We start from the raw sequence: 15,761 nt of genomic DNA on the forward strand, positions 1-15,761 counted from the left end.
GCTATCAATGTTCAACCTTTTTGCGCCAGACATTTGTCGAGTGGGCTGCCCACAGCATCAATCAATCGGTATGGGCAGGGGCGTACTATCGCCAGCAGAAGGCCAAAGGCTGCTCTCATCAAGCAGCCCTGAGGGCACTGGCTTTTAAATGGATCAGGATCGTTTATCGGTGCTGGAATGCTGGATCCCAGTATGACGAGAGCGTCTATTTACAAGCCTTGGCCCGCCACGACTCGCCTTTGATAAGAGCACCGGAGGCAACGAAAGCATGTTGACGGAAGAGCTCAGAGCGTGAAGCAGCCCCAAAGCAGCCAACTCGATTTGCCTGACACACCTAGTTGCCTGGTTTCAGGGCTGCTTCGCAGCCCAACGGGGATAAATCCCCTCGCCACAGGGCAGTCTATTTGCCAGGCACCAGGGTCAACCGCGTCTTGCCATACGCCCGATCGAAGTTCTGTGACTGCAGCGGCAGGCTCTGGTACTGCCCCTTGATCCACGGATCGATGCCATTGGCATAGTTCGGGCTGACCGGGTTGCCAGACTGGCCGGCGCCGTCCTGGATCATCAACGGTTCAGGCTGGCCGAAGTCAACGATAAAGCGCATGGCCGGCGCCAGGGTGGTGGTGAAATCCTGGCCCCAGGCGAACGCCGCCGAGTTGAGCGTGCTGGCGTCGCCACCAGCCGGTAGCGGGCCGCGTACGATCTGGCCGTTGCTGTTTTTCCACGCGTAGCGATGCAACTGGCCCCACTGCCAAGCCTTGTGGTCACCGCCCAACTGGCTGTCACCGGCGTTGATGGTGGCGACCAGGCTGCGGGCGAGGATGACGGCCTTGTCTTCTTTCTGAGGGGTGCGTACATCGTCCCAGAACGGGCTGTCTTCACGTCCCAGCAGATGATCGGCCTGGGCCGAGTAGGACAATTGGCCGTTGGCGACCAGCGCCTTCCACGCCGGGCTGCTGTCCGGGCCCAGTTCGTCGAGGAAAATCTGCTTCATGCTTTCCTGCAGGAACAGCTCATAGATCGCCGCGTCGGCGGAGGTCGGGTTGAGCCGGCCATCGAATGCCATCAAGCGAGTGTAGGCCTCGCGGGCCTTGGCCCGGTCAGCCACCGGCAGGGCTTCGATCGCCTGTTTGAGCGGATGGGTCATGCCCGGTGCTTCGAAGACTTGCTTGAGCTTGGCGGCGAACGTTGTGCCCTGGTCGTATTGCATGGCGGTCAGGCTGCGGGTGTCGTGCTTGCCCGCGCCGGCCAGTTCGGCCATGCGTTCGCCACGCTCCGGTGCGGCCCACGAGTTGGACAGTTGCATGCCGTAGCCGTGGGGGATGACCCGTTGGTTGGCTGTGCCAAGCCAGCCCTGGGGCGGGTCCTGATCGTAGGGGTGCAGCATCGGGTCGGCGTAACCGTCCCAATCGTAGCGACCGTCCCAGCCCGGCGACGGCAACAGACCCTCGCCTTCACGGCGGTTCGGGTAGCGACCGGTGACTTGCCAGCCGACATGGCTGGCGTCGGCAAAGACCAGGTTCACCGCCATGGCGCGGATTTCCCGGCTGGCGTCGGAGGCTTTCTCGACGTTCTGCGCCCGGGACAGGTCGAAGAAGGCATCCAGGGTCTTGTCGTCGCTCAAGCTCGGCGTCTGCAAGGCCAGGCCAAAGCCGTTGGCCATGGCCGGGCCCTGGGCGCTGTTGAGCAACGGGCCGTGGCGGGTTTCGAACACCGCTTCACGAATCGGCCGCTGGCCTTTGATGAAGTAGGTTTCGTTGCGCACGATCGCCGGTTGCCATTTGCCGTTGACCTCGTAGGACAGGCCATTGCCCTGACGGCGGATTTTTTCCAGGAACAGGTCCTGGTTGTCCCCCAGCACGCTGGTCATGCTCCAGGCCACTTTGCCGTTGAACCCGGCCAGGATCATCGGGATGCCCGCCACGGAAACCCCGGCCGCCTGGTACTTGGGCGCACGGATCTGTACCGGGCTCCACAGCCCCGGCATGCCCAGCGGCCCGTGGCTGTCGCTGGCCAGCAGGCTCTTGCCGCTGCGGCTGCGTTGTGGCGCGATGGCCCAGTTGCTTGAAGACGCAGCACCCAACAGGTTCAACCCGGCCAATTGCTGGGTGGCCTTGCTGATTTCGCTCAGGCCCGGGATCTGGCCATTGAGTCGCAAGCCCTGGAGCTTGTCGGCCTCGGCCACGGGCAGTTGCTCGTCCGGATAGGACGGGCTCAGCCAGGCGAGCTTGTCGTTGGTGACGGTCTGGGCCAGCACCAGGCTGGCGATTTCTTCCGGGAGGTTGGCTGACTGGCTGAAATTCAGCAGGCAGAACATCAGCGCCGAGTCTTCCGGTTTCCAGTACTCGGGTTTGTAGCCAGTGGCGGCCAGGTCCGACGGCAACTTGTCGCGGTAGCGGAACAGGTAGGCGTTGACGCCGCGGGCATAGACTTCGAAGAAACGCTTGAGCCTTGGCGAAGACGCCTTGTACAGCTCGTCGGCGTTTTTCTTCAGGTTGACGGCGCGCATGTAGCGGTCGACGTCCAGCCGTTCGGCGCCGGACATTTCTGCCAATCGTCCTTGGGCCAGCAGGCGCAGGGTGACCATTTGGGTGATGCGATCGCTGGCGTGGACGTAGCCGAGGGTGAACAGGGCGTCATGGAAGCTGTTGCTTTCGATCAGCGGCATGCCGGTGGCATTGCGCCGGACCGAGACGTTCTGCGCCAGCCCCTTGAGCGGTTGCACACCGGAAGTCGGCGGGACAGTGTCCTGGGCGTTCCAGGTCTGGCATCCGCTCAAACCGAGCACACTGGCCATTGCGGCGGCAACGCCGAGCCGGGGGATAAGGGAAATAGAGGCTGGCGAGGCCATGGCAAAGCTCCTGCGGGAGGGGGTGGCACCAATAAAGGCGCTACGTTAGTGAGCAGGAGGGGGCCGCGCAAGCGGGGGCGAGGGTTATTTGTTGGTTTGGCGATAAAACTCCGGGGCCGGGTCATCGCTTTGCTCGAAGGCTTGCCTATAGGAAAAGGTGATGATCAAGTGTGGAACATTCAAAGACCAAGCAAGAGAAACCGGCATGGAGCTACAGAACGACGCGGCGCTGATTCTCATCGATCAACAAAAAGGCATCCTTCACCCCAGGCTCGGCCCTCGCAACAACCCCGAGGCAGAGCTGCGCATGCTGGAGCTACTGGCTTTATGGCGACGGACGGCGCGTCCGGTGATTCACGTCCACCACCTCTCCCGCTCGCCGGACTCGGTGTTCTGGCCGGGGCAGTCGGGGGTGGAAGTCCAGCCACGGTTCGAGCCGCAGGCAGGGGAACGGTTGGTGCAAAAGCAGGTGCCGGATGCGTTCAGTGGCACCCACCTGGAGCAAGACCTGCGCAACGCCGGAATCAGGCAATTGGTGATCGTCGGGGTGGCAACGCACAACTCGGTGGAGTCCACGGCGCGTACGGCCGGCAACCTGGGATTCGACACGTGGGTGGTCGAAGATGCCTGCTTTACCTTCGACAAGAGCGATTACTTCGGCAACGCCCGTTCGGCTGCCGAGGTGCATGCCATGTCCCTGGGCAATTTGCATGGCGAGTATGCGACGGTGGTCGCTGTGAAGCGGATTCTGCAGGCGGGCTGATAGATCGGTGTTGACAGTGCCGGCCTCATTGTTGGATCGCCGCCCGGAGCAAGCTTCCACAGGGTGTTGAAAGCGGCACGGTCCCGTGGCAAGGGAGCTTGCTCCCGCTGGGGCGCGCAGCGGCCCCAAAAAAGCGATGAGCGCTTCGCACTCAAGCGGGAGCAAGCTCCCTCGCCACAAAAAGCTTCCAAGCCATCACACCCTGGATTGGTTAATGGCAAACTCTGTGGGAGCGAGCTTGCTCGCGATGACGCTCTAACAGGCGAAAAAGCTTTTCGCCCGGACCCTCAAGCCCCGTGGCACTTCTTGAATTTCTTGCCATTACCGCACGGGCAAGGGTCGTTGCGGCCGACATCCTTCAGGGCGTTGCGCACCGGTTCCTGGTGGGCGTGGCCGCAGTTCGGACCGTGGACATGGCCGTGGTCATGATCGTGATGATGGTCGTGATCGTGGTTGCAATCAGGGCCATGGACGTGGGGTTGTTGGGTCATCGGGGTTACTCCGCAATAAAATCGGCGGCGATTATCACGCCATTACGTTCCAGGTGCACGTAGTGAGCGATGAATAATCCGGTTTCCAGCTCACCTTCCAGACGATAGGGGATCTGTTCCCGGGGTTTCTCCAGCAGCTTCACCACTTCCCGCACCTGTGGCCACAGGTTGGTGCGCACCGGCACCTTGAAGTAGGCGCTGTGCTTGGGACGCACGGTGAACCAGTGCTCATGCTCGCCTTCGGTCAGCAACAGGTCGCCCAGGTGGATGCGGTAGGTCAGGCCGCGAACGGTGAGGTCGCTGTCGCCGGGGTTGTCGACGCGAAAGTGCAGCGTGAACCTCTGTTCCACCAGCCGGGCCCGCACCACCTCGACTTTGACCAGATGTACCTGTGGTTCCGGAGCTTCTTCACCTCGCCAGGATGCACAGCCGCCGAATCCAACGAACAGCAGCAGGCAGGTGATGCGCAGCAAGAATGATGGAGGGGTCATGTCCGTGCCTCTGGTTTATCCCCAGTCTAGCCCTATGGGCCGATGGACGAGCGTCGGACGTTTCCTAAATTCAGCGATTGAAGTAGCCGGCGCAGCACTTCTTGAATTTGTGCCCGCTGCCACACGGACAGCTGTCGTTGCGTCCTGTCTTGACCGGCACGGTCGGATCGATGAAATACCAGCGCCCGTCGTTCTGCACGAACGAGGATTGCTCACGGTGGCTATGCTCGCCCTGGCCGTCGTGCCAGCGTGCCGTGAACGTGACAAAGGCATGTTCCGGTTGACCACCTAGCACTTCGCTGCTTTCCACCTCCAGCCCCAACCAGGTGCTGTTGGCGCTCCACTCGCTGATCGACTGGCGATCGAGGCCTGGCTGCTGGGCGGGCAGGGTGGTGGCGACCAGATAATCCACCAGGCCCAATACATAGGCGCTATAGCGCGAGCGCATCAAGGCTTCGGCGCAGGGCGCCGGGTGACCGTCGTGGTAATGGCCGCAGCAGGCGTCCAGTGGATTGCCACTGCCGCAGGGGCAGATGGGCGTGTGTGGGCTTGTGTTCACGGTTACCACCAATATTTTCCAAAATTTTCCGGGTTGGCCCAAAAGCGCGAGTTGAGCCAGTCGGGGACTTGTTTGTATTCAAGCAGATCGTAGGTAAACAGGGTCAGCACCTGATCTTCGCGCTGGAATCGCTCGCTGGCTTGCAGGGCCAGTGAAAAAAAGTCCGTCTCTTGCCAGCCGCAGGCGTTGAGATCTGCCAGCACGGCAATGCGACTGGCATTGAGATTGCGGATGCCACCCAACAGGTTCAGACCTTCGCGCTTGGGCAAATGCTCCAGGCAATCGAGCGCCAGGGCCAGGTCAAAACGCCGCGCCGCCACGTCCGCCGGCAGCGCGCCGGGGCCGGCGTGGACCACTTCGGTGCCGGGATGGGCCTGCTGGAATGCTTCAAGCGCTGGAAAGCCGCTGGCACCGATCAGCAGCAGTTTTTGCGGGGCATAACGGTCAAGCACGGCCGCCAGGGCTTGCTGGGGCGTACGCGCAGAAATGGCAACGGTCATCGAAGTTCCTCAGTCAGAATCACCACGATAGCCTGCCCGGACATCGTGGCCTAGAGCGGTTTGTCCCTGAACGTGCGGAATCTTCGCAAACACGGGGCGAAAACCCGCGATTGCTCAGGCTGGCGCAGATTCGAAGACGGGTCTTTACTCCCCTGAATCGGCGACAAGCCGATCCCTCAAGGAGAAACCCGATGAGCATAGTTCGGACAGCGTTACCCCTGGTTCTGCTAACCAGTGTGTTGACTGGTTGCGCAGGTTTGCAGAAAACCGACTGGCCGACCTGTGCGGCCGTCGGCGGTGCGATCGGTGCGGGATTAGGCGCCATAGAAAGCACTTCCTGGGCTGGCGGCGGCGCGCTGTACGTTGGCGGCATGGCGGCAGCTTATTGCTGGGTGCACGGCGACGGCGACGAAGATGGCGATGGCGTGCCGGACAGCCGCGACAAGTGCCCGGGCACACCGAAGGGTGTGCAGGTCGATGCCGACGGTTGCCCACCACCTGCACCACCGCCAATGGCTGAAGAGCCTCCAGTGGTCAAGGAAGAAACCATCGTGATCCGCGACGTGCACTTTGAGTTCAACAAAGCCACGCTGACCCCAGCCGACAAGGATGTGCTGAGCACGGTCGCCACCCGACTGAAACAGGAAACGTCCACCGCGCAACTGCGGGTCACCGGCCATACGGACAGTGTCGGCAGCGATGCCTATAACCAACGGTTGTCGGAGAAACGGGCCAACTCGGTGGTGCAATACCTGGTCGAAAACGGCGTACCGCGTGCCAGTTTCGTCTCGGTGTCCGGCGCCGGTGAGAGTCAGCCGGTGGCCGATAACAAGACCGCCGACGGCCGCGCGATGAACCGTCGCACGGAAATCAAGATAAGCCGCTGAAACCCTTGCGAATCGCGGCTTGTAGAGTTGCGGATGCGGGTCTTTACTCCTGTGTGACCGGTATGGGCCGGTGACACAGGAGCCTTCACCATGAACGTTCTAATCAGGGCCGCCTTACCGGTACTGCTGGCGAGCAGTCTGTTGTCCGGTTGCGCCACTCACAGCGATGGCAGCGCACCTCTCAATCAACGCACCTGGCCAATCTGTAGCCTGATCGGCGGCTTGGTTGGCGGCGGGTTGGGGGCCATTGAAAGCAGTGGCTGGGCCGCCGGTGGCGCCGCACTGGGATTGCTGGGCGGTGGTCTGATCTGCTACGCCCAGGATGGCGATGAAGACGACGACGGGGTGTTCGACCGCCGCGACCGTTGTCCCGATACGCCGGCCAATACCCCCGTCGAGCATCACGGTTGCCCGCTGCCGCAATACCCGGCCAGCGCCCCGCCGGTCGAACCGCAAGCGCCGGCGAGCGAGGTCATCACCCTCAACGACGCCGGCAAGGTACTGTTCGATTTCGACAAATCCGACCTCACGGCAGACGCTCGAAGCCAACTCGATGGGCTGATGGGCAAACTCAGCCATGCCAATGTCGCCAGCATCCGGGTGGTGGGTCACACCGACAGTGTCGGCACTGATGCCTATAACCAAGGGCTGTCCGAACGTCGGGCCAGCAGCGTCGTGGAGTATTTGCTGACCCAGGGGCTGGCCCCCGACAAACTCACCAGCGAAGGCAAGGGCGAAAGCGAGCCGGTGGCTGACAATGAGACTGACGAAGGGCGGGCACAGAACCGTCGGGTTGAGCTGCATATCCAGCGTTGAAGCTCGGACCAGGGCTGCCGGGTCGTCGGGAAGGCGATCCGGGGCTCGGGTCAGATTAAATTTGCCTGGCCCTCTGGCTTATCCTGCGCGCAAGCCGTTACTGTGCGCGCAAAGAATAATTCCCGATCAGGGGGGCGTATGAAGGTGTTTTGGGGGCTGGGGCGCTTGCTGACCCTGCTGTTCTGGCTGGTGGTGCTGGTCAATCTGGTCGTGCCGTTCGTCCATCCGCTGCATCTGCTGGTCAATGTCGCCGGCGCGTTTTTACTGGTGCTCCATTTGCTGGAACTGCTGTTGTTCCGGGCCAGTTTCCGTGGCCGCCCCGCGCCTGGTCGTGATCGCCTCAGAGTGCTGTTGTTCGGTATCTTCCATTTGCAAACCCTCCCGACCGCGCCAGAGGCTTCCCATGCGTAAATTGTGTCTGCTCGCCGCACTCGTATGCCCGTGGGCTTCGGCCCAGGTGGTCCAGGTAGAAAGCCATTCGTTGATGCGCCTGCCAAACACCACCAGCACTCTGGTCCTCGAGCGACTGGACGTGGCCGACTACGGCACGCTGCTGGTGCCTTCCAATGTCACTGAACTGACTATCGACCAATTGCACCTGGGGCGTGAAGCACGGATCGCCATCGTGCCGGCGCAGCAGGCATTGGAAATGAAAGTGGCCCGGGCTGAGCTGGCCGAGGGCAGCCAGATCACTTCACGCGGCGCACCGGGTACCTACACCAAGGCCGCGCGGTCGGGGCGCGATCTCAACCTGCGTTTCAATGCCTTGAATGCGCCGCTGTTGTCGGTGGATGCCCGCGGTGGAACCGGTGCGCCGGGTTTCGTCGGTCTTGACGGTGCCAATGGCCAGGCGCCGGGTTGCACCTGGGGTTCGGCCGGTCGCGGGGCCGACGGCAGCAATGGCAGCGATGGCCAGCCGGGAGCCGCTGGCGCGCAGGTACGCCTCGAGCTGCCCCTGGCCTACCCTGCCGAGCAGATCAAGGTGACGGTGGACGGCGGGGCCGGTGGCGCGGCGGGACACGGCGGCAAACCCGGGGCGGGAGGCAAGGCCAAGGGGTGCTTGGTCTATACCGCCGATGGCGGCAAAAGCGGTCGTCCTGGCGCCGATGGCCAGCCAGGGCCTGCCGGAGCGGCGGGGACGGTGACGGTGCAGCGGTTCTGAAGAAAATCTGATCTGAACCTGTGGGAGCGAGCTTGCTCGCGATGGCGTTGTGTCAGTCGATGAAGTAGTGCTGATACACCGTCATCGCGAGCAAGGTCGCTCCCACAGGGTTTTATGTGATGTTCAGAACATTGGCCGCGCCGCGCCAATCGCCACCACCAGCAACCCGATCAACAAATTGATCCCCACCAACCGCCGGATCTTCCCCAGCACCGCCGCACCGGCCGGCCAGTCCTGCGCCGTCACGGCGCTACGCAATGCCGGCAGTTGCAGGCCCTGGATGCGGATGAACAGCGCAGCCATCACCACATACAATCCCATCATCACCTGCACATACCGAGGCGCGGTTTCGAAACCGGCGAAGCGCACATGGATCAGGCCTACACCGCTGATCGGTAAAAGCACCACCGCCACCCAGACCCAGACAAAAAAACGCTGAAACACTTCTACCCACAACTTGAGCCGGGCAGGGCCCTCAAGCGCCGTCATTGCGGCCGGGCGCAGGATCATCCAGGCGAAAAACATGCCGCCGACCCAGACCAGGGCCGCCAGTAAATGCAGGGTGTAGACGAGGGCAAAGGATGTCATTGGGTTACTCCGTTCTGCGCAGGATTCATTCGCGGGGTATGATAGCCGCCGATCCGAACCACTGAAAATTTATCCAGCGTTTTTTGCGCCCGACCATTCATGATCAGCACCGAACTCAAAACCACGATCCAGGGCGCCTATTCGCGTTTTCTCGAAGCCAAGAGCCTCAAGCCGCGATATGGCCAGCGCCTGATGATTGCCGAAGTGGCAAAAGTCCTGGGTGACATCGATACCGACGACGAAGGCCGGCGCAGTGGCGAGCCCGCCGTCGTGGCGGTGGAGGCCGGCACCGGTACCGGCAAGACCGTGGCCTACAGCCTGGCGGCGATTCCCACTGCCAAGGCCGCCGGCAAACGCCTGGTGATCGCCACGGCCACCGTCGCCCTGCAGGAGCAGATCGTCTACAAGGACCTGCCCGACCTGATGCGCAACAGCGGGCTGAACTTCACGTTCGCGCTGGCCAAGGGCCGTGGGCGCTACATGTGCCTGTCCAAGCTCGACATGTTGCTCCAGGAAGGCCACGCGCAGACCGCCACGGCCCAGTTGTTCGAAGAAGAAGGCTTCAAGATCGAAGTCGATGAGGCCAGCCAGAAGCTGTTCACCAGCATGATCGAGAAGCTGGCCGGCAACAAATGGGACGGCGACCGCGACAGTTGGTCCACCGCCCTGGAAGACGCCGACTGGTCCCGCCTGACGACCGACCATAGCCAGTGCACCAACCGGCATTGCCCGAACTTCGGCCAGTGCGCCTTCTACAAGGCCCGCGAAGGCATGGGCAAGGTCGATGTCATCGTCACCAACCACGACATGGTGCTGGCCGACCTGGCCCTGGGCGGTGGTGCGGTGCTGCCGGACCCGCGCGACACGATCTACGTGTTCGACGAAGGCCATCACCTGCCGGACAAGGCCATCGGTCACTTCGCCCATTACACCCGGCTGCGTTCCACTGCCGACTGGCTGGAAACCACCGCCAAGAACCTCACCAAACTGTTGGCCCAGCATCCATTGCCGGGTGACCTGGGCAAGTTCATCGAGCAAGTGCCGGAGTTGGCGCGGGAAATCAAGACGAACCAGCAGTTCATGTTCACCGCTTGCGAGCAGGTGGCCGATTTCAAGCCCGGCGAAGACGTCGAGGGCCGCGAACGGCCACGTCATCGCTTCGTCGGCGGAGTGATTCCTGAACACATGCGCGAAATGGGCATCGAGCTCAAGAAAGGTTTCGCACGCCTGACCGACCTGTTCACGCGCCTGACCGACCTGCTCAAGGAAGGCATGGACGGCGAGGTCAACATCGGAATCGCCAGCAACCAGGCCGAGGAGTGGTACCCGCTGTTTGGCAGCCTGTTGTCCCGCTCGCAAGGCAACTGGGAACTGTGGACGGCCTTCACCGCTGAAGACCCGGAAGACAACCCGCCAATGGCGCGCTGGCTGACCCTGGCCGAAAGCGGTTCGCTGTTCGACATCGAGGTCAATGCCAGCCCGATCCTGGCGGCGGAAATGCTGCGGCGCAACTTGTGGAACGTGGCCTATGGCGCGCTGGTGACGTCCGCCACGCTGACCGCCCTGGGCACGTTCGACCGCTTCCGCATGCGCGCCGGCCTGCCGAAGAAAGCCGTGACCGCCGTGGTCCCGAGCCCCTTCCACCACGCCGATGCCGGCGTGCTGCGGGTGCCGGACCTCAAGGCCGACCCACGGGATGCCGCCGCCCACACCGCGGCGATCATCCGCGACCTGCCGGAACTGGTGGAAGGCTCACGGGGCACCCTGGTGCTGTTTTCCTCGCGCAAACAGATGCAGGACGTGTTCGACGGCCTTGACCGTGACTGGCGCAAACAGGTGTTCATCCAGGGCAACCTGTCGAAGCAGGAAACCCTGAACAAGCACAAGGCCCGGGTCGATGGCGGGGATTCCAGCGTGCTGTTCGGCCTGGCGAGTTTTGCCGAAGGCGTGGACTTGCCGGGTGCCTATTGCGAGCACGTGGTGATCGCCAAGATCCCGTTCTCGGTTCCCGACGACCCGGTGGAAGCCGCACTGGCCGAGTGGATCGAAGCCCGTGGCGGCAACCCGTTCATGGAAATCTCCGTGCCGGACGCTTCGCTGAAGCTGGTCCAGGCGTGTGGTCGGTTGCTGCGCACCGAAGAAGACCGCGGCACCATCACCTTGCTCGACCGCAGGCTGGTCACCCAGCGCTATGGCAAGGCGATCCTCAACGCGCTGCCGCCGTTTCGGCGGGAGATTTCCTGACAAAGCGGGTTCTTCTGGTGATGGACGCTGTTGTGGCGAGGGAGCTTGCTCCCGCTGGGCTGCGTAGCAGCCCCAAGAAGGCTGGTCGCGATCAATCTGGCACACCGCAACGGCGGGTTTTGGGGTTGCTGCGCAACCCAGCGGGAGCAAGCTCCCTCGCCACAGGGGCCGGTTTCAGGTTAACCAGCCGTCCCATGGCGGTTCCCAAAACCCCCAATGGCTGAAACAATGCCAGCCACTCTAAAAAGTCTTTGTTTCAAAGGAGTTGCGGGTGCAGATTCAAGGCCATTATGAACTTCAGTTCGAGGCGGTGCGTGAAGCGTTCGCGGCGCTGTTCGATAATCCCCAGGAGCGCGGCGCGGCGTTGTGCATTCAGGTGGGTGGTCGCACGGTGATCGATCTGTGGGCCGGTACCGCCGACAAGGATGGCCATGAGACCTGGCACAGCGACACCATCGCCAACCTGTTTTCCTGCACCAAAACGTTCACCGCCGTCGCCGCCCTGCAACTGGTGGCCGAAGGCAAGTTGCAGCTGGATGCCCCAGTCGCCCGCTATTGGCCCGAGTTTGCCGCCGCCGGCAAGCAATCCATTACCCTGCGCCAGTTGCTCTGCCATCAGGCCGGGTTGCCGGCGCTACGTGAATTGCTGCCGCCCGAAGCGCTTTATGACTGGCAAGCCATGATCGATGCCCTGGCCGCCGAAACACCTTGGTGGACGCCGGGCGAGGGTCATGGTTATGCCGCGATCACCTACGGCTGGCTGGTTGGCGAGCTGTTGCGCAGGGCCGATGGGCGTGGCCCGGGGGAGTCCATCGTGGCCCGTGTGGCCAAGCCGTTGGGCCTGGATTTTCACGTTGGCCTGGCCGACGAGGAGTTTCATCGCGTGGCCCACATCGCCCGTGGCAAAGGCAACGTCGGCGATGCCGCGGCCCAACGCCTGCTGCAGGTGACGATGCGCGAGCCCACGGCCATGACCACCCGGGCCTTCACCAATCCGCCGTCGATCATGACCAGTACCAACAAACCGGAGTGGCGGCGCATGCAGCAACCGGCGGCCAACGGCCACGGTAACGCCCGCAGCCTGGCCGGGTTCTATGGGGGGCTGCTGGATGGCAGCCTGCTGGAAGGTGAAATGCTCGACGAACTGACTCGCCAGCACAGCTTCGGCGAGGACAAGACTTTGTTGACCCAGACCCGTTTCGGCCTGGGTTGCATGCTCGACCAGCCGGATGTACCGAATGCGACCTATGGCCTTGGCCCACGGGCGTTCGGTCATCCGGGGGCCGGTGGCTCCATGGGGTTCGCCGACCCGGAGCATGATGTGGCTTTTGGCTTCGTGACCAACACGCTCGGGCCTTACGTATTGATGGACCCGCGCGCGCAGAACCTTGCGAGGGTCCTTGCCACTTGTCTATAAAACGCCATTGAAGGCGGCGGGCACCGGAACCTCGTGGCCTTTTCAGATTCCAAGCGACTGTTTATGCGGCCAAAACATGGCCTTTATTTTCCATTTACATCATTTTGTGGATATCCAATGTCATCGAATAAAACCCTCGCTCTGGCGCTGTGCTTCGCTATCACTGGTTGCGCACAAACCCCACAAAATGATGCCGAGGGCAGCAGCGGCTGGTGGCCGTTCGGCTCTTCCGACAAGGTGGCGGCCAAGGACACGGCGCCAGCGGCGCCTCTGAAACCGGCTGCCGTCGCACCGCAAGCCAAGGCCGAGAGCGCCACCCACTGGTGGTGGCCGTTCGCTTCCGATGATGCTGCCGACGTTGCGAAGAAAGATGACGTCAAACCCCAGGACAAACCTGAAGCCAAGGCACCGGCCCTTGCCAAGGCCGAAGCCGAAAGCAACGGCAAGTGGTGGTGGCCGTTTGGCGGCAAGGATCAGGAGACTGCCAAGGCGGTGCCGATGCCCGATCCTAAAGTCACCCAGGCCTGGCTCGACGACTACGAGCCGAAGCTGCGCACAGCCATCCAGGACAGCAAGCTCCAACTCGAGCGCCGCGACAACGTGCTGGTGGTCACCGCGCCGGTGGACGGCTCCTTCAACCCGGACCGTCCGGCCATGCTGCTGCCCGTGACCCTCGGGCCGTTCACCCGCGTGGCGAAGATCCTTGAAGCCGACCCCAAGACCGCCGTGCTGATCCTCGGCCACGCCGATACCTCGGGCGCCGCACCTGCGAACCTGAAGCTCAGCCAGGAGCGTGCCCAGTCCGTTGCGGCGATTTTCCGTCTCAGCGGCCTGCAACGTGATCGCCTGATGCTGCGCGGCATGGGCGCAGTGGCGCCACGTGCGGCCAACGACAGTGTGGAAGGGCGTGTCTTGAACCGTCGCGTGGAACTGCTGGTCACGCCGGCCAACACCATGGTTGCGCTGCTGAGCAAATACAACATGCCGGCTCCCGCACCCGTGACGCTGGTGGCGGCCCAGGACGTGAAGCCCGTGGCCCCGGCCCCAGCGCCTGCGGCGAAAAAAGCCGTGACCCCGACCAGCAAAAAAGCACCGGCCAAAAAAGCCGTGGCCAAGGCGCCTGCGAAGAAAGCCCCTGCCAAGGCCACTACCCCGGCGAAGAAAACCCAACCGGCCAAAGCCGCCACCGATACCAAGAAAGTCGCGGCTGCCGATACCCCCAAGCAGTGATGGGCTAACCACAAGGAACGCGCCATGACCCAACCGCTGGCTGATATGCGCCGCGACTACACTCGCGATGGCTTGACCGAGGCACAAGCCCCGGCCGAGCCGTTTGCACTGTTCCACCAATGGTTCGCCGACGCGGTGAAAACCGAGCAGGCGCCGGTGGAGGCCAACGCCATGACCCTGGCGACGGTGGATGCAGAAGGGCGCCCGCACTGCCGGATCCTGCTGCTCAAGGGCCTGGATGCCCTGGGGTTCACGTTCTTCACCAACTACGACAGCGCCAAGGGGCAGCAACTGGCCGCGAATCCATTTGCGGCCATGACGTTTTTCTGGCCGGCCCTGGAGCGCCAAGTGCGCATCGAGGGCAAAGTGGTGAAGGTCACCGCACAGGAGTCGGACGCCTATTACCAGGTTCGCCCGCTGGGCAACCGTCTCGGCGCCTGGGCTTCACCCCAGAGCCGGGTAATTGCAGGGCGTGGTGAGCTGGACGACCTGCTCAAGGCCACCGAACAACGTTTCAGCGACAGCCAACCGCATTGCCCGGAGCATTGGGGCGGTTATCGTTTGCTGCCCGAGCGCATCGAGTTCTGGCAGGGGCGTCCGAGCCGCCTGCACGATCGCCTCAACTATCGCCTGCAAGGGGCGAACTGGACGCGCGAGCGTCTGGCGCCTTAGCGTCGGGGTAATATGCCGCAGCGGTTTCAAGCCATTGCGGCAAGTCCCGGCGTTTGACCCCTTGCTCCCGGGCGCGGGCCAATTGTTGCAGCATGTAGGTCTTTTTCTGCTCATCCTGCCCCGCCAGGGACAGCGCCAAGTCGCGGTCCATCCAGCGTTTGATCCGTACGTACAGCCACCAGTGGAAGTACAAACCGGCCACGGTGACCGCGACGATGATGAAATAATCCATGAAAATCCCCGGGTTGATGACGCAGGTTTCGGAAATTGGCGCTACTGTTTGGTGAATTTTTCGGGTGCGCCTGTATCCCACCTGAATGAAAACAATTTTATCCCGGCGAGGCCGTGACAGGCGTCAAGCTGCGGAGTTTAATGAATCCCTGTCTTTTGGAGTTTGATGCTATGCGTAAGTCTGTTTTGCTGGTTGCTTCCTTTTCCACGATGGCGATGTTGCTCACTGGCTGTCAGTCGAGCCTGACCGGTGACTCCTATTCCCGTGACGAAGCGCGTCGCGTGCAGACGATTCGCATGGGTACGATCGAAGCCTTGCGTCCGGTCAAGATCGAAGGCACCAAGACCCCGATCGGCGGTGCGGCCGGTGCTGTGGTCGGTGGTGTAGGCGGCAGTGCCATCGGTGGTGGCCGTGGCAGCATTGTCGCCGCTGTGATCGGCGCGGTGGCCGGTGGCCTGATTGGCTCCGCTACTGAAGAAGGCCTGACTCGTACCCAAGGCGTGGAAATCACTGTTCGTGAGGACGATGGCAGCATGCGTGCCTATGTGCAGCAGGTTCAGGAGAATGAGGTGTTCCGTGTGGGTGAGCGGGTTCGTATTTCTACTGTGGATGGTACGAGTCGCGTATCGCACTAATTTACGGGTTTACGGGCGGGATTCCAGAGTTGTGTGTATATCCGTTGTTGGGGTAACGGCTACTTAGGGTTCCGCTCTTACAGCGGGTCACTTTTGAAAAGCGCAAAAGTAACCAAAACGCTCTTGCCCCACCACTCGGTGCCTCGCCTAGGCTCGGCATGCCCTCTCTCCGGCATTGCTCCGTGGGCCGCCGCGAAGGGCCATCCATGGCCCAGCGCGGCTA

Annotated in this window: 17 protein-coding genes and 1 pseudogene; 11 read left to right on the forward strand and 7 right to left on the reverse strand. The window is 62.4% G+C overall.

The genetic code is table 11. The features are described 5' to 3' along the window. Positions 1–275 (forward strand): annotated as a pseudogene (locus tag BM300_RS31220) (IS110 family transposase); the annotation flags it as partial. A gap of 125 nt (positions 276–400) precedes the next feature. On the opposite strand, the gene BM300_RS29070 reads toward BM300_RS31220, so the two are convergent. Then, positions 401–2,851, reverse strand: a complete 2,451-nt coding sequence (locus tag BM300_RS29070; protein WP_092144177.1) for a penicillin acylase family protein — start codon at positions 2,849–2,851, stop codon at positions 401–403. 205 nt (positions 2,852–3,056) lie between these two features. Between BM300_RS29070 and BM300_RS29075 the strand changes: the two genes are divergently transcribed. Continuing rightward, positions 3,057–3,614 carry a cysteine hydrolase family protein gene (locus tag BM300_RS29075; RefSeq protein WP_092144179.1) on the forward strand — a complete coding sequence of 186 codons (558 nt, stop codon included), beginning with the start codon at positions 3,057–3,059 and terminating at the stop codon, positions 3,612–3,614. 287 nt (positions 3,615–3,901) lie between these two features. On the opposite strand, the gene BM300_RS29080 is transcribed toward BM300_RS29075, so the two are convergent. From BM300_RS29080 to BM300_RS29095, 4 genes are all read right to left on the reverse strand, one after another. After that, positions 3,902–4,105: an SEC-C metal-binding domain-containing protein gene (locus BM300_RS29080; RefSeq protein WP_003198420.1), complete on the reverse strand. Its 204-nt coding sequence runs from the start codon at positions 4,103–4,105 to the stop codon at positions 3,902–3,904. Between the two features lie 5 nt (positions 4,106–4,110). After that, positions 4,111–4,596, reverse strand: coding sequence for an LEA/WHy family protein (locus BM300_RS29085; protein ID WP_063322685.1), 486 nt, complete (start codon positions 4,594–4,596; stop codon positions 4,111–4,113). Positions 4,597–4,666: 70 nt separating this feature from the next. After that, positions 4,667–5,155: a YchJ family protein gene (locus BM300_RS29090; protein WP_063325155.1), complete on the reverse strand. Its 489-nt coding sequence runs from the start codon at positions 5,153–5,155 to the stop codon at positions 4,667–4,669. A gap of 2 nt (positions 5,156–5,157) precedes the next feature. After that, positions 5,158–5,655, reverse strand: a complete 498-nt coding sequence (locus tag BM300_RS29095; RefSeq protein WP_063322684.1) for a DUF6231 family protein — start codon at positions 5,653–5,655, stop codon at positions 5,158–5,160. Positions 5,656–5,846: 191 nt separating this feature from the next. Between BM300_RS29095 and BM300_RS29100 the strand changes: the two genes are divergently transcribed. The 4 genes from BM300_RS29100 (at position 5,847) to BM300_RS29115 (ending at position 8,520) form a co-directional block, all read left to right on the forward strand. Then, positions 5,847–6,542: a PA1041 family peptidoglycan-binding anchor lipoprotein gene (locus BM300_RS29100; RefSeq protein ID WP_063322683.1), complete on the forward strand. Its 696-nt coding sequence runs from the start codon at positions 5,847–5,849 to the stop codon at positions 6,540–6,542. 90 nt (positions 6,543–6,632) lie between these two features. Further along, positions 6,633–7,358, forward strand: coding sequence for a PA1041 family peptidoglycan-binding anchor lipoprotein (locus BM300_RS29105; protein WP_063322682.1), 726 nt, complete (start codon positions 6,633–6,635; stop codon positions 7,356–7,358). 138 nt (positions 7,359–7,496) lie between these two features. Next, positions 7,497–7,769, forward strand: a complete 273-nt coding sequence (locus BM300_RS29110) for a DUF1145 domain-containing protein (protein WP_063322681.1) — start codon at positions 7,497–7,499, stop codon at positions 7,767–7,769. Continuing rightward, positions 7,762–8,520, forward strand: coding sequence for a collagen-like triple helix repeat-containing protein (locus BM300_RS29115; protein ID WP_092223194.1), 759 nt, complete (start codon positions 7,762–7,764; stop codon positions 8,518–8,520). Before BM300_RS29110 ends, BM300_RS29115 begins: the two co-directional genes overlap by 8 nt. Positions 8,521–8,643: 123 nt before the next feature. Here BM300_RS29115 and BM300_RS29120 read toward each other — a convergent pair whose 3' ends face one another. After that, positions 8,644–9,108: a CopD family protein gene (locus BM300_RS29120; protein ID WP_092223192.1), complete on the reverse strand. Its 465-nt coding sequence runs from the start codon at positions 9,106–9,108 to the stop codon at positions 8,644–8,646. 99 nt (positions 9,109–9,207) lie between these two features. Between BM300_RS29120 and dinG the strand changes: the two genes are divergently transcribed. From dinG to pdxH, 4 genes are all read left to right on the forward strand, one after another. Then, entirely contained in the window at positions 9,208–11,352 is a 2,145-nt protein-coding gene (dinG, locus tag BM300_RS29125; RefSeq protein ID WP_063322679.1) for an ATP-dependent DNA helicase DinG, read from the forward strand. Between the two features lie 271 nt (positions 11,353–11,623). Beyond that, positions 11,624–12,769, forward strand: a complete 1,146-nt coding sequence (locus BM300_RS29130; protein ID WP_092464667.1) for a serine hydrolase domain-containing protein — start codon at positions 11,624–11,626, stop codon at positions 12,767–12,769. 117 nt (positions 12,770–12,886) lie between these two features. Next, complete coding sequence (locus BM300_RS29135; protein WP_092464669.1) at positions 12,887–13,999, forward strand: OmpA family protein; 1,113 nt, start codon at positions 12,887–12,889, stop codon at positions 13,997–13,999. Positions 14,000–14,023: 24 nt separating this feature from the next. Then, positions 14,024–14,671, forward strand: a complete 648-nt coding sequence (gene pdxH / locus BM300_RS29140; protein ID WP_092464671.1) for a pyridoxamine 5'-phosphate oxidase — start codon at positions 14,024–14,026, stop codon at positions 14,669–14,671. On the opposite strand, the gene BM300_RS29145 is transcribed toward pdxH, so the two are convergent. Further along, complete coding sequence (locus tag BM300_RS29145) at positions 14,619–14,903, reverse strand: hypothetical protein (RefSeq protein ID WP_092144187.1); 285 nt, start codon at positions 14,901–14,903, stop codon at positions 14,619–14,621. The two genes, pdxH and BM300_RS29145, sit on opposite strands and share 53 nt — an antisense overlap. 170 nt (positions 14,904–15,073) lie before the next feature. On the opposite strand from BM300_RS29145, the gene BM300_RS29150 reads away from it, so the two are divergent. Next, positions 15,074–15,538, forward strand: a complete 465-nt coding sequence (locus tag BM300_RS29150) for an outer membrane lipoprotein (RefSeq protein WP_047228399.1) — start codon at positions 15,074–15,076, stop codon at positions 15,536–15,538. The last annotated feature ends 223 nt before the right edge of the window (positions 15,539–15,761 follow it).

Origin of the sequence: Pseudomonas sp. NFACC46-3 (assembly GCF_900114515.1) — a bacterium.
Classification (GTDB): domain Bacteria; phylum Pseudomonadota; class Gammaproteobacteria; order Pseudomonadales; family Pseudomonadaceae; genus Aquipseudomonas; species Aquipseudomonas fluorescens_Q.